The organism is Acinetobacter piscicola (assembly GCF_002233755.1).
GTDB lineage: Bacteria > Pseudomonadota > Gammaproteobacteria > Pseudomonadales > Moraxellaceae > Acinetobacter > Acinetobacter piscicola.
In genome coordinates this window covers 22,303-39,264 of record NZ_KZ268708.1, presented here as the reverse complement: position 1 = coordinate 39,264, position 16,962 = coordinate 22,303, and the positions used below count along the sequence as shown (strand labels likewise).

General features: G+C 39.3%; 17 protein-coding genes. 9 read left to right on the top strand and 8 right to left on the bottom strand.

The window, feature by feature from the left end:
• Nucleotides 1–97: 97 nt before the first annotated feature.
• From ubiG to CDA10_RS04020, 3 genes are read left to right on the top strand one after another with little or no spacing between them, the layout of a single operon-like run.
• The gene (gene ubiG / locus CDA10_RS04030; protein ID WP_010113523.1) at nt 98–811 is read left to right on the top strand and encodes a bifunctional 2-polyprenyl-6-hydroxyphenol methylase/3-demethylubiquinol 3-O-methyltransferase UbiG; all 714 of its coding nucleotides are present in this window, start codon (nt 98–100) and stop codon (nt 809–811) included.
• The gene (locus CDA10_RS04025; protein ID WP_089604210.1) at nt 811–1,497 is read left to right on the top strand and encodes an HAD family hydrolase; all 687 of its coding nucleotides are present in this window, start codon (nt 811–813) and stop codon (nt 1,495–1,497) included. Before ubiG ends, CDA10_RS04025 begins: the two co-directional genes overlap by 1 nt.
• A gap of 51 nt (nt 1,498–1,548) precedes the next feature.
• Nucleotides 1,549–2,295 carry a YciK family oxidoreductase gene (locus tag CDA10_RS04020; RefSeq protein WP_089604209.1) on the top strand — a complete coding sequence of 249 codons (747 nt, stop codon included), beginning with the start codon at nt 1,549–1,551 and terminating at the stop codon, nt 2,293–2,295.
• Here CDA10_RS04020 and CDA10_RS04015 read toward each other — a convergent pair whose 3' ends face one another.
• On the bottom strand, nt 2,296–3,783 hold the full coding sequence (locus CDA10_RS04015; protein ID WP_089604208.1) for an aminotransferase-like domain-containing protein: 1,488 nt from the start codon (nt 3,781–3,783) through the stop codon (nt 2,296–2,298).
• Nucleotides 3,784–3,894: 111 nt separating this feature from the next.
• Between CDA10_RS04015 and CDA10_RS04010 the strand changes: the two genes are divergently transcribed.
• Nucleotides 3,895–4,302 carry a hypothetical protein gene (locus CDA10_RS04010; RefSeq protein WP_089604207.1) on the top strand — a complete coding sequence of 136 codons (408 nt, stop codon included), beginning with the start codon at nt 3,895–3,897 and terminating at the stop codon, nt 4,300–4,302.
• On the opposite strand, the gene CDA10_RS04005 is transcribed toward CDA10_RS04010, so the two are convergent.
• Nucleotides 4,262–5,152, bottom strand: coding sequence for a LysR family transcriptional regulator (locus CDA10_RS04005; RefSeq protein WP_089604206.1), 891 nt, complete (start codon nt 5,150–5,152; stop codon nt 4,262–4,264). The two genes, CDA10_RS04010 and CDA10_RS04005, sit on opposite strands and share 41 nt — an antisense overlap.
• Before the next feature lie 118 nt (nt 5,153–5,270).
• On the opposite strand from CDA10_RS04005, the gene dkgB reads away from it, so the two are divergent.
• Nucleotides 5,271–6,089, top strand: a complete 819-nt coding sequence (gene dkgB / locus CDA10_RS04000; protein ID WP_089604205.1) for a 2,5-didehydrogluconate reductase DkgB — start codon at nt 5,271–5,273, stop codon at nt 6,087–6,089.
• Nucleotides 6,086–7,279: an MFS transporter gene (locus tag CDA10_RS03995; protein WP_089604204.1), complete on the top strand. Its 1,194-nt coding sequence runs from the start codon at nt 6,086–6,088 to the stop codon at nt 7,277–7,279. The genes dkgB and CDA10_RS03995 overlap by 4 nt, the downstream gene beginning before the upstream one ends.
• Before the next feature lie 63 nt (nt 7,280–7,342).
• Here the strand turns inward: CDA10_RS03995 and CDA10_RS03990 are convergent, their stop codons facing one another.
• The gene (locus CDA10_RS03990) at nt 7,343–7,993 is read right to left on the bottom strand and encodes an START domain-containing protein (protein ID WP_089604203.1); all 651 of its coding nucleotides are present in this window, start codon (nt 7,991–7,993) and stop codon (nt 7,343–7,345) included.
• A 57-nt stretch (nt 7,994–8,050) separates the two neighbouring features.
• The gene (gene dapB, locus CDA10_RS03985; protein ID WP_089604202.1) at nt 8,051–8,866 is read right to left on the bottom strand and encodes a 4-hydroxy-tetrahydrodipicolinate reductase; all 816 of its coding nucleotides are present in this window, start codon (nt 8,864–8,866) and stop codon (nt 8,051–8,053) included.
• Nucleotides 8,867–9,155: 289 nt separating this feature from the next.
• On the opposite strand from dapB, the gene CDA10_RS03980 reads away from it, so the two are divergent.
• Together CDA10_RS03980 and CDA10_RS03975 are read left to right on the top strand one after the other, a co-directional pair.
• Complete coding sequence (locus CDA10_RS03980) at nt 9,156–9,362, top strand: hypothetical protein (RefSeq protein WP_089604253.1); 207 nt, start codon at nt 9,156–9,158, stop codon at nt 9,360–9,362.
• 422 nt (nt 9,363–9,784) lie between these two features.
• Nucleotides 9,785–9,982, top strand: a complete 198-nt coding sequence (locus tag CDA10_RS03975; RefSeq protein WP_089604201.1) for a hypothetical protein — start codon at nt 9,785–9,787, stop codon at nt 9,980–9,982.
• A 67-nt stretch (nt 9,983–10,049) separates the two neighbouring features.
• Here the strand turns inward: CDA10_RS03975 and dnaJ are convergent, their stop codons facing one another.
• The 4 genes from dnaJ to CDA10_RS03955 all read right to left on the bottom strand — a co-directional run bounded on the left by dnaJ (nt 10,050) and on the right by CDA10_RS03955 (nt 16,021).
• On the bottom strand, nt 10,050–11,162 hold the full coding sequence (gene dnaJ / locus CDA10_RS03970; RefSeq protein ID WP_089604200.1) for a molecular chaperone DnaJ: 1,113 nt from the start codon (nt 11,160–11,162) through the stop codon (nt 10,050–10,052).
• Between the two features lie 93 nt (nt 11,163–11,255).
• On the bottom strand, nt 11,256–11,633 hold the full coding sequence (locus CDA10_RS03965) for a hypothetical protein (RefSeq protein WP_089604252.1): 378 nt from the start codon (nt 11,631–11,633) through the stop codon (nt 11,256–11,258).
• 135 nt (nt 11,634–11,768) lie between these two features.
• Entirely contained in the window at nt 11,769–14,903 is a 3,135-nt protein-coding gene (locus tag CDA10_RS03960; RefSeq protein ID WP_089604199.1) for an efflux RND transporter permease subunit, read from the bottom strand.
• Nucleotides 14,904–14,905: 2 nt separating this feature from the next.
• Complete coding sequence (locus CDA10_RS03955) at nt 14,906–16,021, bottom strand: efflux RND transporter periplasmic adaptor subunit (RefSeq protein ID WP_089604198.1); 1,116 nt, start codon at nt 16,019–16,021, stop codon at nt 14,906–14,908.
• Between the two features lie 149 nt (nt 16,022–16,170).
• On the opposite strand from CDA10_RS03955, the gene CDA10_RS03950 reads away from it, so the two are divergent.
• Nucleotides 16,171–16,794: a TetR/AcrR family transcriptional regulator gene (locus tag CDA10_RS03950; RefSeq protein ID WP_089604197.1), complete on the top strand. Its 624-nt coding sequence runs from the start codon at nt 16,171–16,173 to the stop codon at nt 16,792–16,794.
• Nucleotides 16,795–16,962 lie beyond the last annotated feature (168 nt).

Sequence of the window (16,962 nt, the reverse complement as noted above, 5' to 3'; positions counted from 1 at the left end):
TTTTTTACACGATTCATCGCTTTTTTCAGAATTAACGTTACACTAGCATAGCTTGAATTAATTTTTGATTAAAACAATTTACTCAGAGGTGGCTATCATGTCGCAACTTAATGTTGATCCACAAGAAATTGCAAAATTTGAAGCACTCGCTGCTTTATGGTGGGATCAGCACTCTGAGTTCAGACCCTTACACCAAATTAACCCATTACGTTTAAACTGGATCGATGAGCATTCCGGTGGTTTAGCTGGTAAAAAAATTCTAGACGTAGGTTGTGGTGGTGGAATCTTATCAGAAAGCATGGCACGTCGTGGTGCAGATGTTTTGGGTATTGACATGGGGGCAGCGCCGCTTAATGTCGCTCGTTTACACGCAGAACAAGAAAATGTACACAATATCGAATATCGTCAAGTTCCTGTTGAGCAACTTGCAGAAGAACAAGCGGGACAATACGACATTGTGACCTGTATGGAAATGTTAGAACACGTTCCAGATCCAGCATCGATCATTCAAGCCTGTCAAAAATTGGTTAAACCAAATGGCCATGTGTTTTTTTCAACCATTAACCGTAATCCTAAATCCTATTTATTCGCCATCGTTGGTGCTGAATATGTATTACGCTTATTGAAAAAAGGTACACATGATTATCATAAATTCATCAAGCCATCTGAATTAGCACATGATATTCGTAATTCAGGTCTAAAACTTAAAGATATGACTGGTTTACATTACAATCCATTAACCAAACACTATTGGCTTGCTCCAAATGTAGATGTGAACTATATGGTCTATACCGTAAATGAAGGTGTGTAATGCAAGCTGTACTGTTTGATTTAGATGGAACGTTGATTGATACCGCAGCAGACTTTATTCGCATCATTCAAAACATGTGTCGTGAAGAAGGTCGTGCAGTGGTCGATGCCGATTTGATTCGTACACAAGTGTCAGAAGGCGCTCGTGCCATGGTAAAATTGGTTTATCCTGAATTGGCTGTGGATGATCCTATTTTCATCGCTCATCGTCAGCGTTTTTTAGATTTGTATGGTGAAGATATTGCTGTGGATACAGATCTATTTCAAGGCATGTATCCTTTAATAGAAAACTTAGAAAATAATAACATTCCTTGGGGAATCGTCACCAATAAACCTCGTGGGTTGAGTAAGTCTTTACTCGAAGCATTGAACTTAAACGAACGTTGTGCAGTGCTTGTTTGCCCTGAAGATGTTACACATACGAAACCAGACCCTGAACCAATGTATCTTGCAGCAAGTCACTTGCAGATTGATCCAAAACAGATTATTTATGTAGGTGATCACCCACGTGATATTGATGCAGGACGTAATGCCAGTATGTATACTATACTCGCAGCTTATGGTTATTTACCTTTAGAATACAAAGATAATCTCGATACATGGCAAGCTGACTGTATTGTAAATAACATCACTGAATTACATCAAGTCATCAATAAATTGGTGGATATCAAACGAATTACTGCTTAATTTATAAGCAATTTGTATAAATAACTAAATAACAATGATAGGAGGTCTCCCATGAAATATTCAGAATATCAACCTCGCCCAGACTTATTAAAAGGTAAGATTATCCTGATTACAGGTGCGGGAGACGGTATAGGACGTGCTGCTGCACTGAGCTATGCATTACATGGCGCAACTGTAGTTTTACATGGTCGCACCTTGAACAAACTTGAAGTCATTTATGATGAAATTGAAGGGCTTGGTGCGCCACAACCTGCGATTCTTCCACTGCAGCTTTCAACAGCATCGCCTCGTGATTATGAATTACTCTACGATACGCTAGAGCAGCAATTTGGGCGTTTGGATGGCATTTTGCATAATGCAGGTATTCTTGGCGAGCGAGTTGAATTGGCGCAATATCCTGAAGATGTTTGGGATGATGTCATGGCGGTCAATTTACGTGCACCTTTTGTACTGACTCAAGAACTGCTGCCTTTACTACAAAAATCTGAAAATGCATCTGTGGTATTTGCAAGTTCTGGCGTAGGGCGTGAAGCACGTGCAGAATGGGGTGCTTATTCTGTATCTAAAATTGCCATAGAAGCGGTCAGCCAAATCTTTGCCAAAGAAAAAACTTATCCCAATATTCGTTTTAACTGTATCAATCCAGGCGGTACACGTACTGCAATGCGTGCGAAAGCTTATCCTGATGAAGATCCAAAAACATTACCTACACCTGAAGCCATCATGCCTGCTTATCTTTACCTTATGGGTGATGACAGTCTTGCGATGAATGGCGAGAGTATTGACGCTCAGGACTAATTAACTTGCTTCAAATAAGCGCTCTTGTGTCAGATCAGACGTAAGAGCGTTTTTAGTAGTAACAGCAAAATGAAGCTGATCTTTCACCCAATCTGCCAATAATAAAATGGCTTCTCGAATATCTTCAGACAATTCATGTCCTGCATTCAAACGAATACAATTGTTATAGCGTTTATCCTCACCAAAAATTAAGCCGGGTACAATGTTAATACTGTGTTGTTGTGCATAATAATACATCGCCAAACTATCAATCTGCTGAGGCAACTGTAACCACAATGCATAACTGCCCTGTGGTTGATTCAATCGAATCTCTACCCCTTGAAAGCTTTGATAAATAAACTGACGGTATTGCTCCACTTGCGCCATCAACTGGGGGCGTAATTCAGTTAAATGTTGCCTATACGCTCGACTAAAAATCAAATCGGCTAGACCCAATTGTAAAGGTGTATTCACTGACACATTTTGTGTCATCAATTGAGCATGTAAGTGCTGTAGTCGTTGAGGAATACAAAACCACCCTACCCGATAAGATGTCGATAAAGATTTAGAAATAGAACCACAATAAATCACATAACCCGCTTGATCCCAGTATTTAATGGGTAAAGGACGTTTGGCATTAAAACTACATTCGGCATAGATATCATCTTCAATCACATAACACTGATATTTGGCTGCCAATTGTGCAATCTTTTCCTTATCCGCATTACTTAAACAAAAGCCCAAAGGATTCTGAAAATTTGCAGTCAGTAAACAAGCTTTTGCACCCGAATCCCGCATCACTTGTTCTAAACGGTCAATATCGAAACCTTCTGTATTGGCAGGAATTTCAATGATTTTCCGTTTGAGCAATGCCAAAAGTTGCAACTGACCGTTATAGTTTGGTGTCGGGATAATGATGCTATCGCCCACTTGGGTAAAACTTTGAATCACAACAGATAAAGCAGGCATACAACCATTACTGATGTAAATATCTTCTTTGGCAATATAAAAACCATCTTCGGCCCAATGCGCTGAAAGTGCTTCTCGTAATTGTGGATGACCTTGCCGATCACTATATAAAAAATCTTCAGGCTTACAATGTTTTAAAGCACGCTGTATCGAACGGCGCAAAGCTTCTACAGGAACTAAGTTGGGTGATAATTGAATAGAACCCAAATGAATCAATCGATTATTGATTGCGGCTTCATGTATTTGGATTTGTAACTCTAAATTGGATACTTCACGTGGTCTAGATTTAAAATCGGGGTGGTCAGGTACCGCGATTTGCTGAATTTTCTGTTGCGATTGCACAAAATAGCCTGATTTGTCTTTGACATAAATCAGCCCTTGCGCCTCAAGCAATTCATAACAACTTTTTGCAGTATTCAAACTAATCTTCTGCTGTTCTGCAAATTGGCGCAATGAACTTAAACGTTGTCCAACCACCAATTCACCACAATAAATCTTTTGCGCGATTTGCTGTGCAAGTGTTTGATATTGAAAAGCCATATCTGTATCCACTTTTTAATATTTGTTGTATCTGTATCCACAAACTTAACAGATTTATGCTTCTTTCACAGCCAGTTTTTTAAATATAGTTGATTTAAAAGGAGAAAATAAATGAGAACAATCATCTTGCTCAGCACAACTTTGGGTTTAAGTGCATGCCAGCCACAACAAATCAATCAAGCTGCGCAACAACAACACTTTATCTGCAAATCATTGATTGAAGGCTTCTTAAAAACCCAACGTTTAGGTGAATACCAGCTTGATCACTTACAACCCACTTTGCACCAAACCGCTTCAGTGAGAGCATATAATTATCGTGCAAGTCGTGACACAACCATGAAAGTGAACATCCCCACACAACAAAATTTACAATTTGAATGTCAGCAAAATTCAGCACAACACTATGAAATTAAATTGGTTAATCCACAACAGAATAGTAAACAAATCTTGCTGAGTTTAGACTTACCATCTCAAAAAACTATCGATACTTTGACAGCTTTTCAGCTAGAAACTCGATAAATAAACGGACACGTTTCGGCAAATGTTCTTGCTGATAATAGACCGCATGGATGCGCTGTTCATAAATTTCGATTTGCTCTTCAAACAATGCAACCAAACGTTTTTGTTTAATGTCTTGATGCACAAGGAATGCAGATAGGCAGGTTATACCTAACCCATCTAAAGCCATTTTACGTACAGTTTCACCATTCGATGCTTTTATTTTCGGTTTGACTGTCAGCTTTGTACCATTCACATACACGGGCCACGTATTTAAATGTGCCACCTTACTAAAACCAATTTGTGAATGATTGAGAATCTCTTGAGGTGTTGCTGGATAGCCATTTTTTTCTAAATACTCAGGACTTGCTACGATATATAAACGGCTTTTGCAGAGTAGTCGCGCATGCAAGCTTGAATCATTCAACTCCCCAAATCGAATCGCAACATCTGTTTTATGCTCTAATAAATCAATAATTTGATCATTACTATTTAGCTCAATTTCAATATTTGGATAGCGTTCAACAAACTCAAGCATCAATGGCGTAATCACATGCAAAACAAAAGGTGTGGCTGAATCGACCCGAATTAGACCTGATGTATCACTGTCCGATTTAAGCAAAGCATCTTCTGCTTCATTTAAATCATTGACAATTTTTCGGGCTTTTTCTAAAAATAATTGCCCTTCTTGCGTCAATTTTAACTTACGTGTAGTGCGTTCTAATAAAGTCACATTGAGTTTGGTTTCAAGGCGTTGCAAAGCACGACTCACTCCAGATGTGGTTTGTTCCAAATGCTCCGCAGCAGCAACAATCGATCCACTGTCTACGATACTAATAAATGCCTGTAATTCTTCTAATGTTGATTTCATTTGAATTAATCACTCTTGATTCTTGACCAATACGCAATAATATTTTGCATATTTCAATATTTTTAATCAACAGTAAACCCTGCAAAATACACCCGATCTTAAAAATGAAGTTAAACTCATGTCTAAAATCGTTCCTCAATTCGGTGTAGGTACATTCCGTTTAACAGGTCAGACAGTCATTGATTCTGTTAAAAATGCTTTAGAGGTTGGTTATCGTGCTGTGGACACTGCTCAAATTTATGGCAATGAGGCAGAAGTCGGTCAAGCAATTACACAAAGTCAGGTTGCTCGCCAAGACTTATTCATTACCACGAAAATTTGGACAGACCACTACAAAGTCGACTCATTGATTCCCAGTTTAAAAGACAGCTTACAAAAGCTAGGTACAGATGCTGTGAATCTAACTTTGATTCATTGGCCTGCGCCACAACTTGGAATTTCTGTTGCTGAAATGATGCACAACCTGCTTGAAGCAAAACAGCAAGGCTTAACTGAACATATTGGTATTTCTAATTTCAATATTGATTTAACCCAACAAGCCATTGCAGCGGTTGGCTTAGACAATATTGCAACCAATCAAATTGAATTAAGCCCTTATTTACAAAGCCCTAAGCTCGTCGACTTCTTACAGTCACAACAGATTGATATCACGTCATATATGACTTTGGCTTATGGCAAAGTGCTGCATGATCCTATTTTGTCTGAAATTTCCAAGCATCATCAGGTATCTACAGCACAAATTGCTTTGGCATGGGCATTGCAAAAAGGTTTCTCCGTGATTCCTTCTTCAACAAAGCGTGAAAATCTGATTGCTAATCTCAAAGCTCAGGAGATTCAACTGTCTACTGAAGAAATGCAGATGATTGCTCAACTCGATAGAAATGGACGTGAAGTTGATCCTGAAAACTTAGCACCCGTTTGGGATGAATCAAAATGAAAATTAACTTTCCTTTATTTGCTTTAGCCATCGGTGCATTTGCAATAGGAACCACAGAATTTTCACCGATGGGTTTCTTGCCACAAATCGCTGAAAACTTAAATATCTCGATTCCTACAGCAGGTATGCTCATCACAGCCTATGCTTTAGGTGTCATGATTGGTGCGCCAATCATGACTTTATGGTTTGGACATTTTCCACGACGTAAAGCACTGATTCTTGCCATGAGCATTTTTACGATAGGTAATCTCCTTGCAGCGATTGCACCCAATTACTGGGGCTTAATGGGCGCACGTATTATCACCAGTCTTAATCATGGCGTGTTCTTTGGGATTGGTTCAATTGTTGCAACCAGTGTTGTCGCTAAAGACAAACAAGCCAGTGCTGTAGCAATGATGTTTATGGGCTTAACCATTGCCAATATTGGCGGTGTACCTTTAGCCACTTGGGTTGGACAAAACATTGGATGGCGTATGTCTTTCGCTGCAATTGCGATATTGGGTGTGATTACTATGCTATTCCTATGGAAAGCACTCCCTGAGGGTGCTGTTGGACAACGTCCTAACGTAAAAGCAGAATTAAAAGTACTGACTCGCATGCCTGTAGTTTTAGCATTGCTCACTACGGTCATGAGCGCCGGTGCAATGTTTACGCTCTACACTTACATTGCCCCAAGTTTGCAAAACATTACCCATGCAAGCCCGACTTTTATCACGCTGATGTTGGTTTTGATTGGTGTTGGTTTCTCCATTGGTAACCATTTGGGTGGAAAATTTGCAGACTTATCCCTCACTAAAACACTCACAATGTTCTTAGTACTGTTAATGGTAATGATGCTGTTATTCCCAATTTTGGCAAAAACTCAAATCGGTGCAGCCGTGGCATTGGTGGTTTGGGGTGCAGCAGCCTTTGCCGTTGTTCCACCTCTTCAAATGCGCGTCATGTCAGTCGCGCATGAAGCTCCTGGACTGGCGTCTTCTGTCAATATTGGTGCATTTAACTTAGGTAATGCTGTAGGTGCAGCAGCTGGCGGGGCTGTGTTGAGTATGGGCATGAGCTACGCTGCTGTTTCAATCACAGGTGTGGTACTCACTGCTTTAGGTTTAGTTTTAGTGTTTATTCAAATGAAGATGACTAGAGCCTCTACGGCTTCAAACCCTACAATTAAGCCTGTAGAAATGACACATTAACAGCAATATAAAATACCTCTCCTCTCTAACCCATCTTGTTTACCAAGATGGGTTTTTTAAATTTTATTTTAAAATATCTGGTAAAACAGGTGTTTTCGTCTTTTTTGCCAATTCTACTTTCATTCGCTGCAACATTTGATAGGGTTGTTGTTCAACCAAAAGATTGGTGACACTGGCAGGAATAGAACCTTCTGGATTGGCATGCCCAGTCGTAGACACTTTCACTTGATTCGCACCTAACTTTTGAAATGTCCAATCGCCAAAATAATCTTTTAAACGAATATAATTTGGATTGAGTGGTTTGCCCTGCTGAATTGCCGTATTTTTAATGCTAATGATGCCATTCGCATCTTTAGACATTTTCCCTTTCACCACCATATCTCGGTCTTTTAAAGGGAATGGAAAATCTAAAACCATATAAATCGTGAATTCCCCTTTTTTATCATCACGAGATAAGATTTCAGCCTTAGCAACATTAGGTACCCATTTTGGCGTGTTATTCACATCCAAAATTAAAGTCACAGCTTTCTCAATAGGAACATCAAATACCGTTTCAGCTTTATACGATAAAACTGGGTTATTGATGTCCTTATATGTCCAAACCTTAATATTGTTCTTATTAAGACTTAATTTAGCATTGTTTGGCAAAGCTGCTTGTGCAGTTAGGCTAAAAGCACTAACCGCACAAGTGAGTAACATCATTATTTTTTTCATTTTTTAATTTTCAAAAATTGAGTCATTGTTCTGATTTTATAGAAATACGCTTTACACTTAAATGTCATTTAAGCCTAAAACATCTTTCATATCGTACTTTTTGGCATCTTTGCCCACAACCCAAGCTGCTGCACGAACTGCACCCGAAGCAAAATTCATACGACTGGTGGCCTTATGAGTGACTTCAACACGCTCACCTTCACCAATAAACATCACGGTGTGTTCACCGACGATATCACCACCACGAATCGTTTCAAAACCAATGGTTTCACGTTCACGTGGGCCTGTATGACCTTCACGACCATAAACCGCAACTTTCTTTAAATCACGACCCAAAGTATCCGCAATTGCCTCACCCATCATTAGTGCTGTGCCTGACGGCGCATCTACTTTATGACGATGATGTGCTTCGATAATCTCAATATCAACCGTGTCGGCAAATACTTTTGCAGCCAGTTCTAAAAGTTTAATCGATACATTTACACCTACCGAGTAGTTTGCAGCATAAACTACAGGTGTTTGGGTCGCAGATTGATTCAATAAATCTTTTTGCTCATCTGAAAAACCTGTTGTACCAATCACCATTGCCACGCCAGCAGCACTACATAATTTTAGATTGTTCTCAGTCGCTACAGGCGCAGTAAAATCAATCACTACATCAACATCTTTTAATACGTCTTCTAAATGCCCAACAACTTTCACACCAACAGCACCAATACCTGCAAGCTCACCCGCGTCAGCACCAACTAATGAGCTTTCTGGACGTTCAACAGCTGCAGCAAGCTGATAACCTGCTTGTTGTACCGCTTGGATCAATGTACGACCCATACGACCACCTGCGCCTACAATACCAATACGTGGAGCGACTGACATAAGATTTTCCTAAAACTAAATTTGAGAATTGCCACTACTATAACAAAACTCAGTTTTAAGACTAGGTTTCATCTTTAAAAATCGCATGAACTTTTTTTATTTCAATAAAAACCATAGCTTATGATTTAGCCATTTCGAGCTGAATGGTGAAATAGATTAATTTGTTGAAATACATCGGTAAAAATTTGAAATAATGATCATCATCTTTTCACTTTTTCATCAAAGTGCAAAAAACACACAGCAGACTACTGCCACGAATGAAAATAACAGTGATTATAAGGAGATCAATATGCATTCGAATAAAATGGCTTTCGCATGGGTAATCGTTATGGGACTAGGAATGACGATGACTCATGTTTGGGCCGCTGACTCAGTACCTGTAACCACACCAACGACAACTGAAGAAAAAACAACAGTCCAAACAGATTCAAATGCTGCAACTGAACCTCAAGTTGAGGTGAAAATTGAAGATATTGATGCGCCTATTTTGGAATAATGAGGCATAATTTATAAGCAATCTACACATTAAAGAGATATTTCAGCTATCTCTTTAATTTTTTTTATAAATTTAAAATCAAAATGAATCCTAGATATTAAAACCTTATACTTATTCAAAAAATAATATCAAATAAGAAACTACACCAATTTTTGAAATTAACTGAATATAATGAAATTGCTTTCTACTTTTTTATTAAGCAAATATAATTCAATGTTGCTATCGCGTTAGGCGACACGGATGTCGCCGTTGGGCGGAGGTACAGGACGTACCTCTCGCCCAACAAAGGATTTTTGTAACTTTTGATCCATCAAAAGTTAAACATTGCCTACACAAATTCATCTAAGCTTTTCAATGTAATATGGGGCAATACATACTTTTATCATTACATTCTTTCTTTAATTTTTGTAGGTTGATATTAAATGCGTCTGATTAAAATTGTTTTGGGTTTTATTCTAGCAATTCACTTCACTCATTCATGGGCTGAAGATACGGAAGTAAAATCATCAACAGATACAAAAGCGACCATACAACAACCCACACCACAAGATGATGATGAAATTGATGCTGCTCCTGATAATAATGAACTCAGTGAACCTGATACTGTTGAAAGCAAATAGTCTAACAACCCAATAAAAAAGGGAGATATGGTTTTCATATCTCCCTTTGGTTTATACAATCAATTACTTAGTCAAATAAACGATCAAAGAATGATTTTTTCTTAGGCGATGACTTACTGTCTTCTCCATCCATCGTCACTTGAAGTTCTTTCAATAATTCACGCTGACGCGCAGTCAAATGTACTGGGGTTTCAACCACAATACGACAAAGCAAGTCACCCTGCATACTGCTACGCACAGGTTTCACACCTTTACCACGTAGGCGGAACATTTTGCCTGTTTGCGTACCTTCAGGCACTTTCAAGCTCACACGACCATCTAAAGTCGGAATCTCAAGTTCTTTACCCAAAGCAGCATCTGCGATACTTACAGGGACGTCCATATACAAATCAGCGCCATCGCGTTGGAAAATTTCGTGTTCACGAACAACCACTTCTACGTATAAGTCACCAGATTGACCATCACGAATCGCTTCACCTTTACCCGTTAAACGAACGCGATCCCCATTGTCCACACCAGCAGGAATGGTCACTTCAAGGGTTTGTTGACGATCTGTTACACCTGAACCATGGCACTTAGTACATGGATTTTTAATAATTTTGCCTTGTCCACGACAGGTACTACATGTTTGCTGAACAGAGAAGAAACCTTGTTGCATACGCACTTGACCTGCGCCATGACAAGTCTTACATGTTTCTACATCATTTGGATTTTTAGACCCTTTACCATCACACACATCACATGGTGCAGGTGCAGTAAATGTAATGGTCTTTTTCACGCCTTTGACCGCTTCTTCAAGACTCAATTCCATCACATAGCGAAGGTCTGAACCACGACGTGCACGCTGTTGGCCACGACCACCACCGCCAAAAGCACCACCGAAAATATCACCAAACTGACTAAAAATATCTTCAGCGCTGAATCCGCCACCGAAGCCACCGCCACCCATACCACCTTCAAAGGCATTATGCCCCATACGATCGTACATGCTGCGCTTTTCACCATCAGATAGGATTTCATAAGCTTCAGCAGCTTCTTTAAATTTTTCTTCAGCTTCTGGATTGTCAGGGTTACGATCTGGATGATATTTCATCGCCAACTTACGGTAGGCTTTTTTAATTTCATCATCACTAGCGGTCTTAGCAACACCTAAAACCTCATAATAATCACGTTTAGCCATGTTTGGCGATGCTCCACAAAAATTTGATAATATTTCTATGCAAACTAAATTGGGGGCATTAATTGTTTTTACAAGTTTGAATTGTAGATTTTTTTAAAATACTGCTTTTTTCTGTAAATATTTAGTAAAACCTTTAAGCCATGCATTTAATAAAAAGAGCCATGCAATTGCGCTGAATACCACACCTGCAACGGTACAAGCTTTCACCCAAATAAAACTGTCCCAATAAAAAAAGACCAGTGGGATAAACCAAAGCGCTGCAAAAATTGCAAGAATGAGGAAAATCACAGCATTACGCATTACCCATAACGCTTGTGCATGCATCCATACTTCTACATCACCAGCCATTGTCACTTTTCGGGCTAACCAATAAGCAAATATAGCCGTAATCACCGTAAATAATGCAAGAAACATGAATATATAAGAACTCGTTATATAACGACGCTGCTTTTCTGAATTGTCTTGCCCCATGGGTGCTTCTAACCTCAAATCCATTGCACATTCCTTTACTTCTAATGCAATGGAATTTCCTGTGTTATTTTCTATAAAGATTAAGTGCTACTATATTAAAGTTTTCAATATTTCGCACCTAATATTCACAAAATTTTATGGATTATGCACGCTTTTTTTCACCTTAAACCATGTTGCATACAGTGCTGGTAAGAAAAATAAGGTTAAAAGTGTCGCAATAATTAATCCCCCCATAATCGCCACTGCCATCGGGCCGAAGAAAATACTTCGTGACAAAGGAATCATGGCTAGTACTGCGGCCAATGCGGTTAGAATAATTGGACGTGCTCTACGTACAGTTGCATCCAAAATTGCATCCCATTGATTATGTCCCGCTTTAATATCCTGTTCGATCTGATCGATCAGGATTAACGAGTTACGCATAATCATTCCAGACAAAGCAATCGTTCCTAGCATTGCCACGAAGCCAAAAGGCTTATTGAATAATAATAGGAATAAAACCACCCCGATTAGACCCAATGGCGCTGTTAAAAATACAATAAATGAACGTGAAATACTTTTCAGCTGAATCATCAGTAAAGTAAATACAACGGCTAGGAATAACGGCATACCCGCATTAACTGAAGTCTGACCTTTTGCAGACTCTTCAACTGTTCCCCCAGCTTCGACCAAATAACCACTCGGTAACGTTTCACGAAGTTGACCTATCTTTTCAGCCATTTCATTGACCACCGTTGCAGGTTGCAACTTAGTTCGAATATCCGCACGTACCGTAATCGTTGGCAAACGGTTACGATGCCAAATCAAACCATCTTCAAATTTATAATCAATTTGAGCAATTTGAGCCAAAGGTACAGTACTTCCTTGACTGGTTGGCACGGCCAAACTGGATAAAGAAGCCACATCAACACGTTCAGCTTGATCGCCACGAATACGAATATCAATCAACTCACGCTTTTCACGGTATTGGTTAATGATTACCCCTGTCAAAGAGCTATTTAAGAAGTTTGCCAAATCTTCAGAATTGACACCCATTTGACGTGCACGATCTTGATCAATATTTAGTGAAATAATTTTACTTTGCTCACCCCAATCCAAATGCACATTGGTGGTATTTGGGTTTTCACTCAGTAATTTTGCAACGTGCTGTGCCTGTTGGCGCACAATGCTCACATCTTCCCCAGATACGCGATACTGCAATGGATAACCTACAGGTGGGCCATTTTCTAACAATGACACGCGTGTACGGACTTGCGGCAATAATTGGCGAATTTGTGTATCTAAAGATTTACGAATTTGATCACGATCATCCAATGACGAAGCCAAAACCACAAATTGTGCAAAACTGGCTTGAGGCATTTGCTGATCTAAAGGTAAATAGAAACGTGGCGAACCTGTGCCCACATAAGCCACATAATTATCAATCCCTTTTTGTTGAGATAAAAATTTCTCAACTTTTTTAACCGCATTCTCTGTCGCTGTTAAAGAAGCACCTTCTTCTAATTTTAAATCAACCAAAATTTCAGCACGATTTGACGCGGGGAAAAACTGTTGTGGTACAAATTTAAACATCGCCACAGACAATACAAAAATGCCCACTGTTATTGCGATGACCGTTTTACGATAAGTCACACACCAATTCACCATTTTTCTAAAGCTTTGGTACATCTTACTTTGGTATGGATCGAAGTGCTCACCCGCATGATGTATAACAGCTTGTGGTTCAGGTTGTTTACGTAATCTTGCCCATAAACGGACATACCACGGTGCTTTGTGTGCAGTCTTGGTAAAATCTGGAAGTAATTTGTCTCCCAAATAAGGGACAAAAACAACTGCTGCAATCCACGACACAACTAAAGCAAGTGTAACAACTTGGAAAATTGAACGCGTGTATTCCCCTGTACTCGATGCTGCCGTCGCAATAGGTAAAAAGCCTGCTGCTGTAATGAGCGTCCCTGTCAGCATTGGGAATGCCGTGGTTTTCCATGCAAAGCCTGCCGCTTTCATTCGGCTATAGCCTTGTTCCATTTTTATCGCCATCATTTCGACGGCGATAATGGCATCATCCACCAATAAACCTAAAGCTAGAATCAAAGCACCTAATGAAATTTTATGTAAGCCCACATCAAACAAGTTCATTCCCGCAAAGGTCATGGCCAAAACCAGTGGAATAGAGAAAGCAACCACTAAACCTGTACGGAAACCTAAAGAGAAAAAGCTCACAAGCAGTACAATAATCACCGCTTCAGCAAGAACTTTTACAAACTCATGAATACTGCGTTGAACTGCAACAGGTTGATCTGAAACCTTTTTCAGTTCCATACCCAAAGGCAAGGTTTTTTGTAGTTTTTGGAATTCAGTTTCTAAGTTTTTCCCAAGCGCAATGATGTCACCACCTTTACGCATCGATACAGCAAGCCCAATCCCGTTTTCACCCATAAAACGCATACGTGGCTGAGCAGGATCACTAAAACCGCGATAAACCTCTGCGACATCACCCAATTGAATGGTTTTATCACCAACCAATAGTGGCATTTTTTTCAAATCATCTACATTTTGTAGCGCACCACTCACTCGAACTTGTATGCGATCTGTACCTGTTTCAAAGAAACCTGCACTGGTAATACTGTTCTGTTTGGCTAATGCTTCTTGAATTGCAGTAACAGGGACACCCATTTGTACGGCTTTGGTATTGGAAAGTTCAATCCAGATTTTTTGATCTTGTAAGCCGACTAAATTAACTTTACTGACATCTTTGACGCGTTGTAGCTGTAACTGTAAACGGTCTGCATATTCTTTGAGTGTGGCATAATCAAAATCATTGCCTGTTAATACATAAATATTACCGAAGGTATCGCCAAACTCATCGTTAAAAAAAGGACCTTGTACACCTGAAGGAAACTGTTGTTTGATATCTCCAACTTTCTTACGCACCTGATACCAGACATCAGGAAGTTGGCTGGATTTTAATGAGTCCTTTGCCATGAACATGACCATCGACTCACCTGGACGAGAGTAAGCCATGATCTTTTCATATTGGCCTGTACTCATCAGCTCTTTTTCAATCTTGTCAGTCACTTGTAGTGAAACTTCTTGTGCCGTAGCGCCCGGCCAATAGGTCTGTACCACCATCACTTTAAAGGTAAACGGCGGGTCTTCACTTTGTGACAATTTTGAATAGGAATAAGCCCCCACAATTCCCATTAAAATCATAAAATAAAGCACCAAGCCTTTATTTTTCAATGCCCATTCTGAAAGGTTAAAGTTCATGCTCAACCTCCTGCTTTAACAGGCGTAGCAGAAACTTTCACAGCACGATTTTCATGATCAATTGGGTTAATTTTTTGCTTTTCACGAAGTAGATGTACGCCACCAACAACGACCCACTGTCCTGCTTGTAAACCACTTAAAATAGGCACACTGTCACGACCATATGCACCCAAAGTTACAGCAACTTTATGGATACTTTGATCTGCTTTGACAACCCAAACATAGGCTTGTTTCTCTGTAGATGAAACGCTAGATAAAGGTACACTCAATACATTTTGAATATTTTGATTAAAGAAAACCCGTGCGCTTTGCCCTAACTGAATCGCAGACTGACCTTCTTTTAAAGCCACTTTGACACTAAAAGTACGTGACTGATCTGCTGCAGGTGAAATCTCTCTGACATAAGCTGCAAATTTATCTTGTGGTTTTGACCACAAGGTAATCCATGCACTTTGCCCTACTTTAATGTCTGAAATCGCCTGTTCAGGTACGCCAATGACCACTTCCCGATCACCATCAATTGCAAGTTGATACGCTGCCTGCCCTGCTGAAATGACTTGCCCAACTTCAATATTACGCTGGGTAATCACACCGTTCTTATTGGCAACCAACTGGTTATAACCTGTTTGGTTTGAAGATACATCGTAGTTAGACTGCGCTTGTTTTAATGCTGCATTTGCCGAATCGTATTGATTTTTAACTGCATCATATTGCGAACGACTGACTGCATTGATGGGTAGTAATTGCTGAAAACGTTTGAATTCATCTGCTGCAACTTTGGCAGCAGATTGAGCACTTTCGAGTTGAGCTCTAGCAGAGTTCAACTGTAATTGTGCATCTTTAACATCAAGTTTTGCTAAAACTTGCCCCACTTTGACCCGATCGCCGACATCGACGTAACGTTCAGTAATTTGCCCGCCAACACGGAATGCAAGTGCAGTTTGCTGTCGAGCTTGTACATCTCCTGCATAACTTTTTTGATCTTCAAGTGAAGTCGTCGGTTGAGTCACCATAACAAAAGGGATTTGTTCAGTTTCAGGTGTTGGTTTACTACACCCCCAAAGTGTCACACTAGATACAATAAGCAAGCTGATCACAGCTGATTTCAAAATACTCATACGCAAAGCTCTTATTCAAATGCATTTTTTCAGGCAAAATAGCGTTGGGATATTAATTTGGCTAATTTTTAATTAATATACTGCATGGTACACTAATTGGAAACAATCTATTGTGTAAATGACTTATTTTTCTTTTTTTGGAAATAATCGTGCAAACAACTGTTGGACGTCCAAAGGACTTAGAAAAACGTAAACATATTTTAGAAGCAGCTAAAAAGTTGTTTCTTAAACTTGGCTATCATGGCTCAAGTATGAACCAAATTGCCAAAGAAGCAGGTGTAACCAAACTCACGGTGTATAACCATTTTCAAGACAAAGAGACTTTATTTTGTTGTGCGATCGAAGCAACTTGTGAGAAAACGATCAATGCTAGCCTCATTAAGCTGAATGCAAATAGCGATTTTCAGACACATTTTTATCAAGTTTGTGAATTGGCGTTGCATATCATTAATTTGCCTGAAGCGATTAAGCTTGAACATTTATTGCTGGAATTGGCTGCTGAACAAAATCCATTGGCCATGCAGTTTTATAATGTTTCACACCAACGTATGTGTAATGTTTGGCAAGACTTTTTTGAACAGGCCACACAGCTTAGATTTATTCAAGCCAATGATATTGAAAAACAAATCAATCTAATTTTATCTTTATTACTGGGTATTCGACACCACGAAGTTCTATTGGGTATACAGCAACCACCGACCTCAGAAGAGAAACACCAAATTATTTTAGAAAGCATTGAATTATTTATGATGAAGTATAAAGCTCAGCCCTAGTATTAAAAAACTAAATAATATCGCTTTTTAGTTTCAGGCATACTCGATATATCTCGATCAAAATCAAGTAATGCAGACTTCTTGCACAGTCATTTACATACTTTTGTAGGAAGCCTCTTGGATTGTGAAGGAATCACGTTATATTCGAAATAACAAGAATTGGAGAGT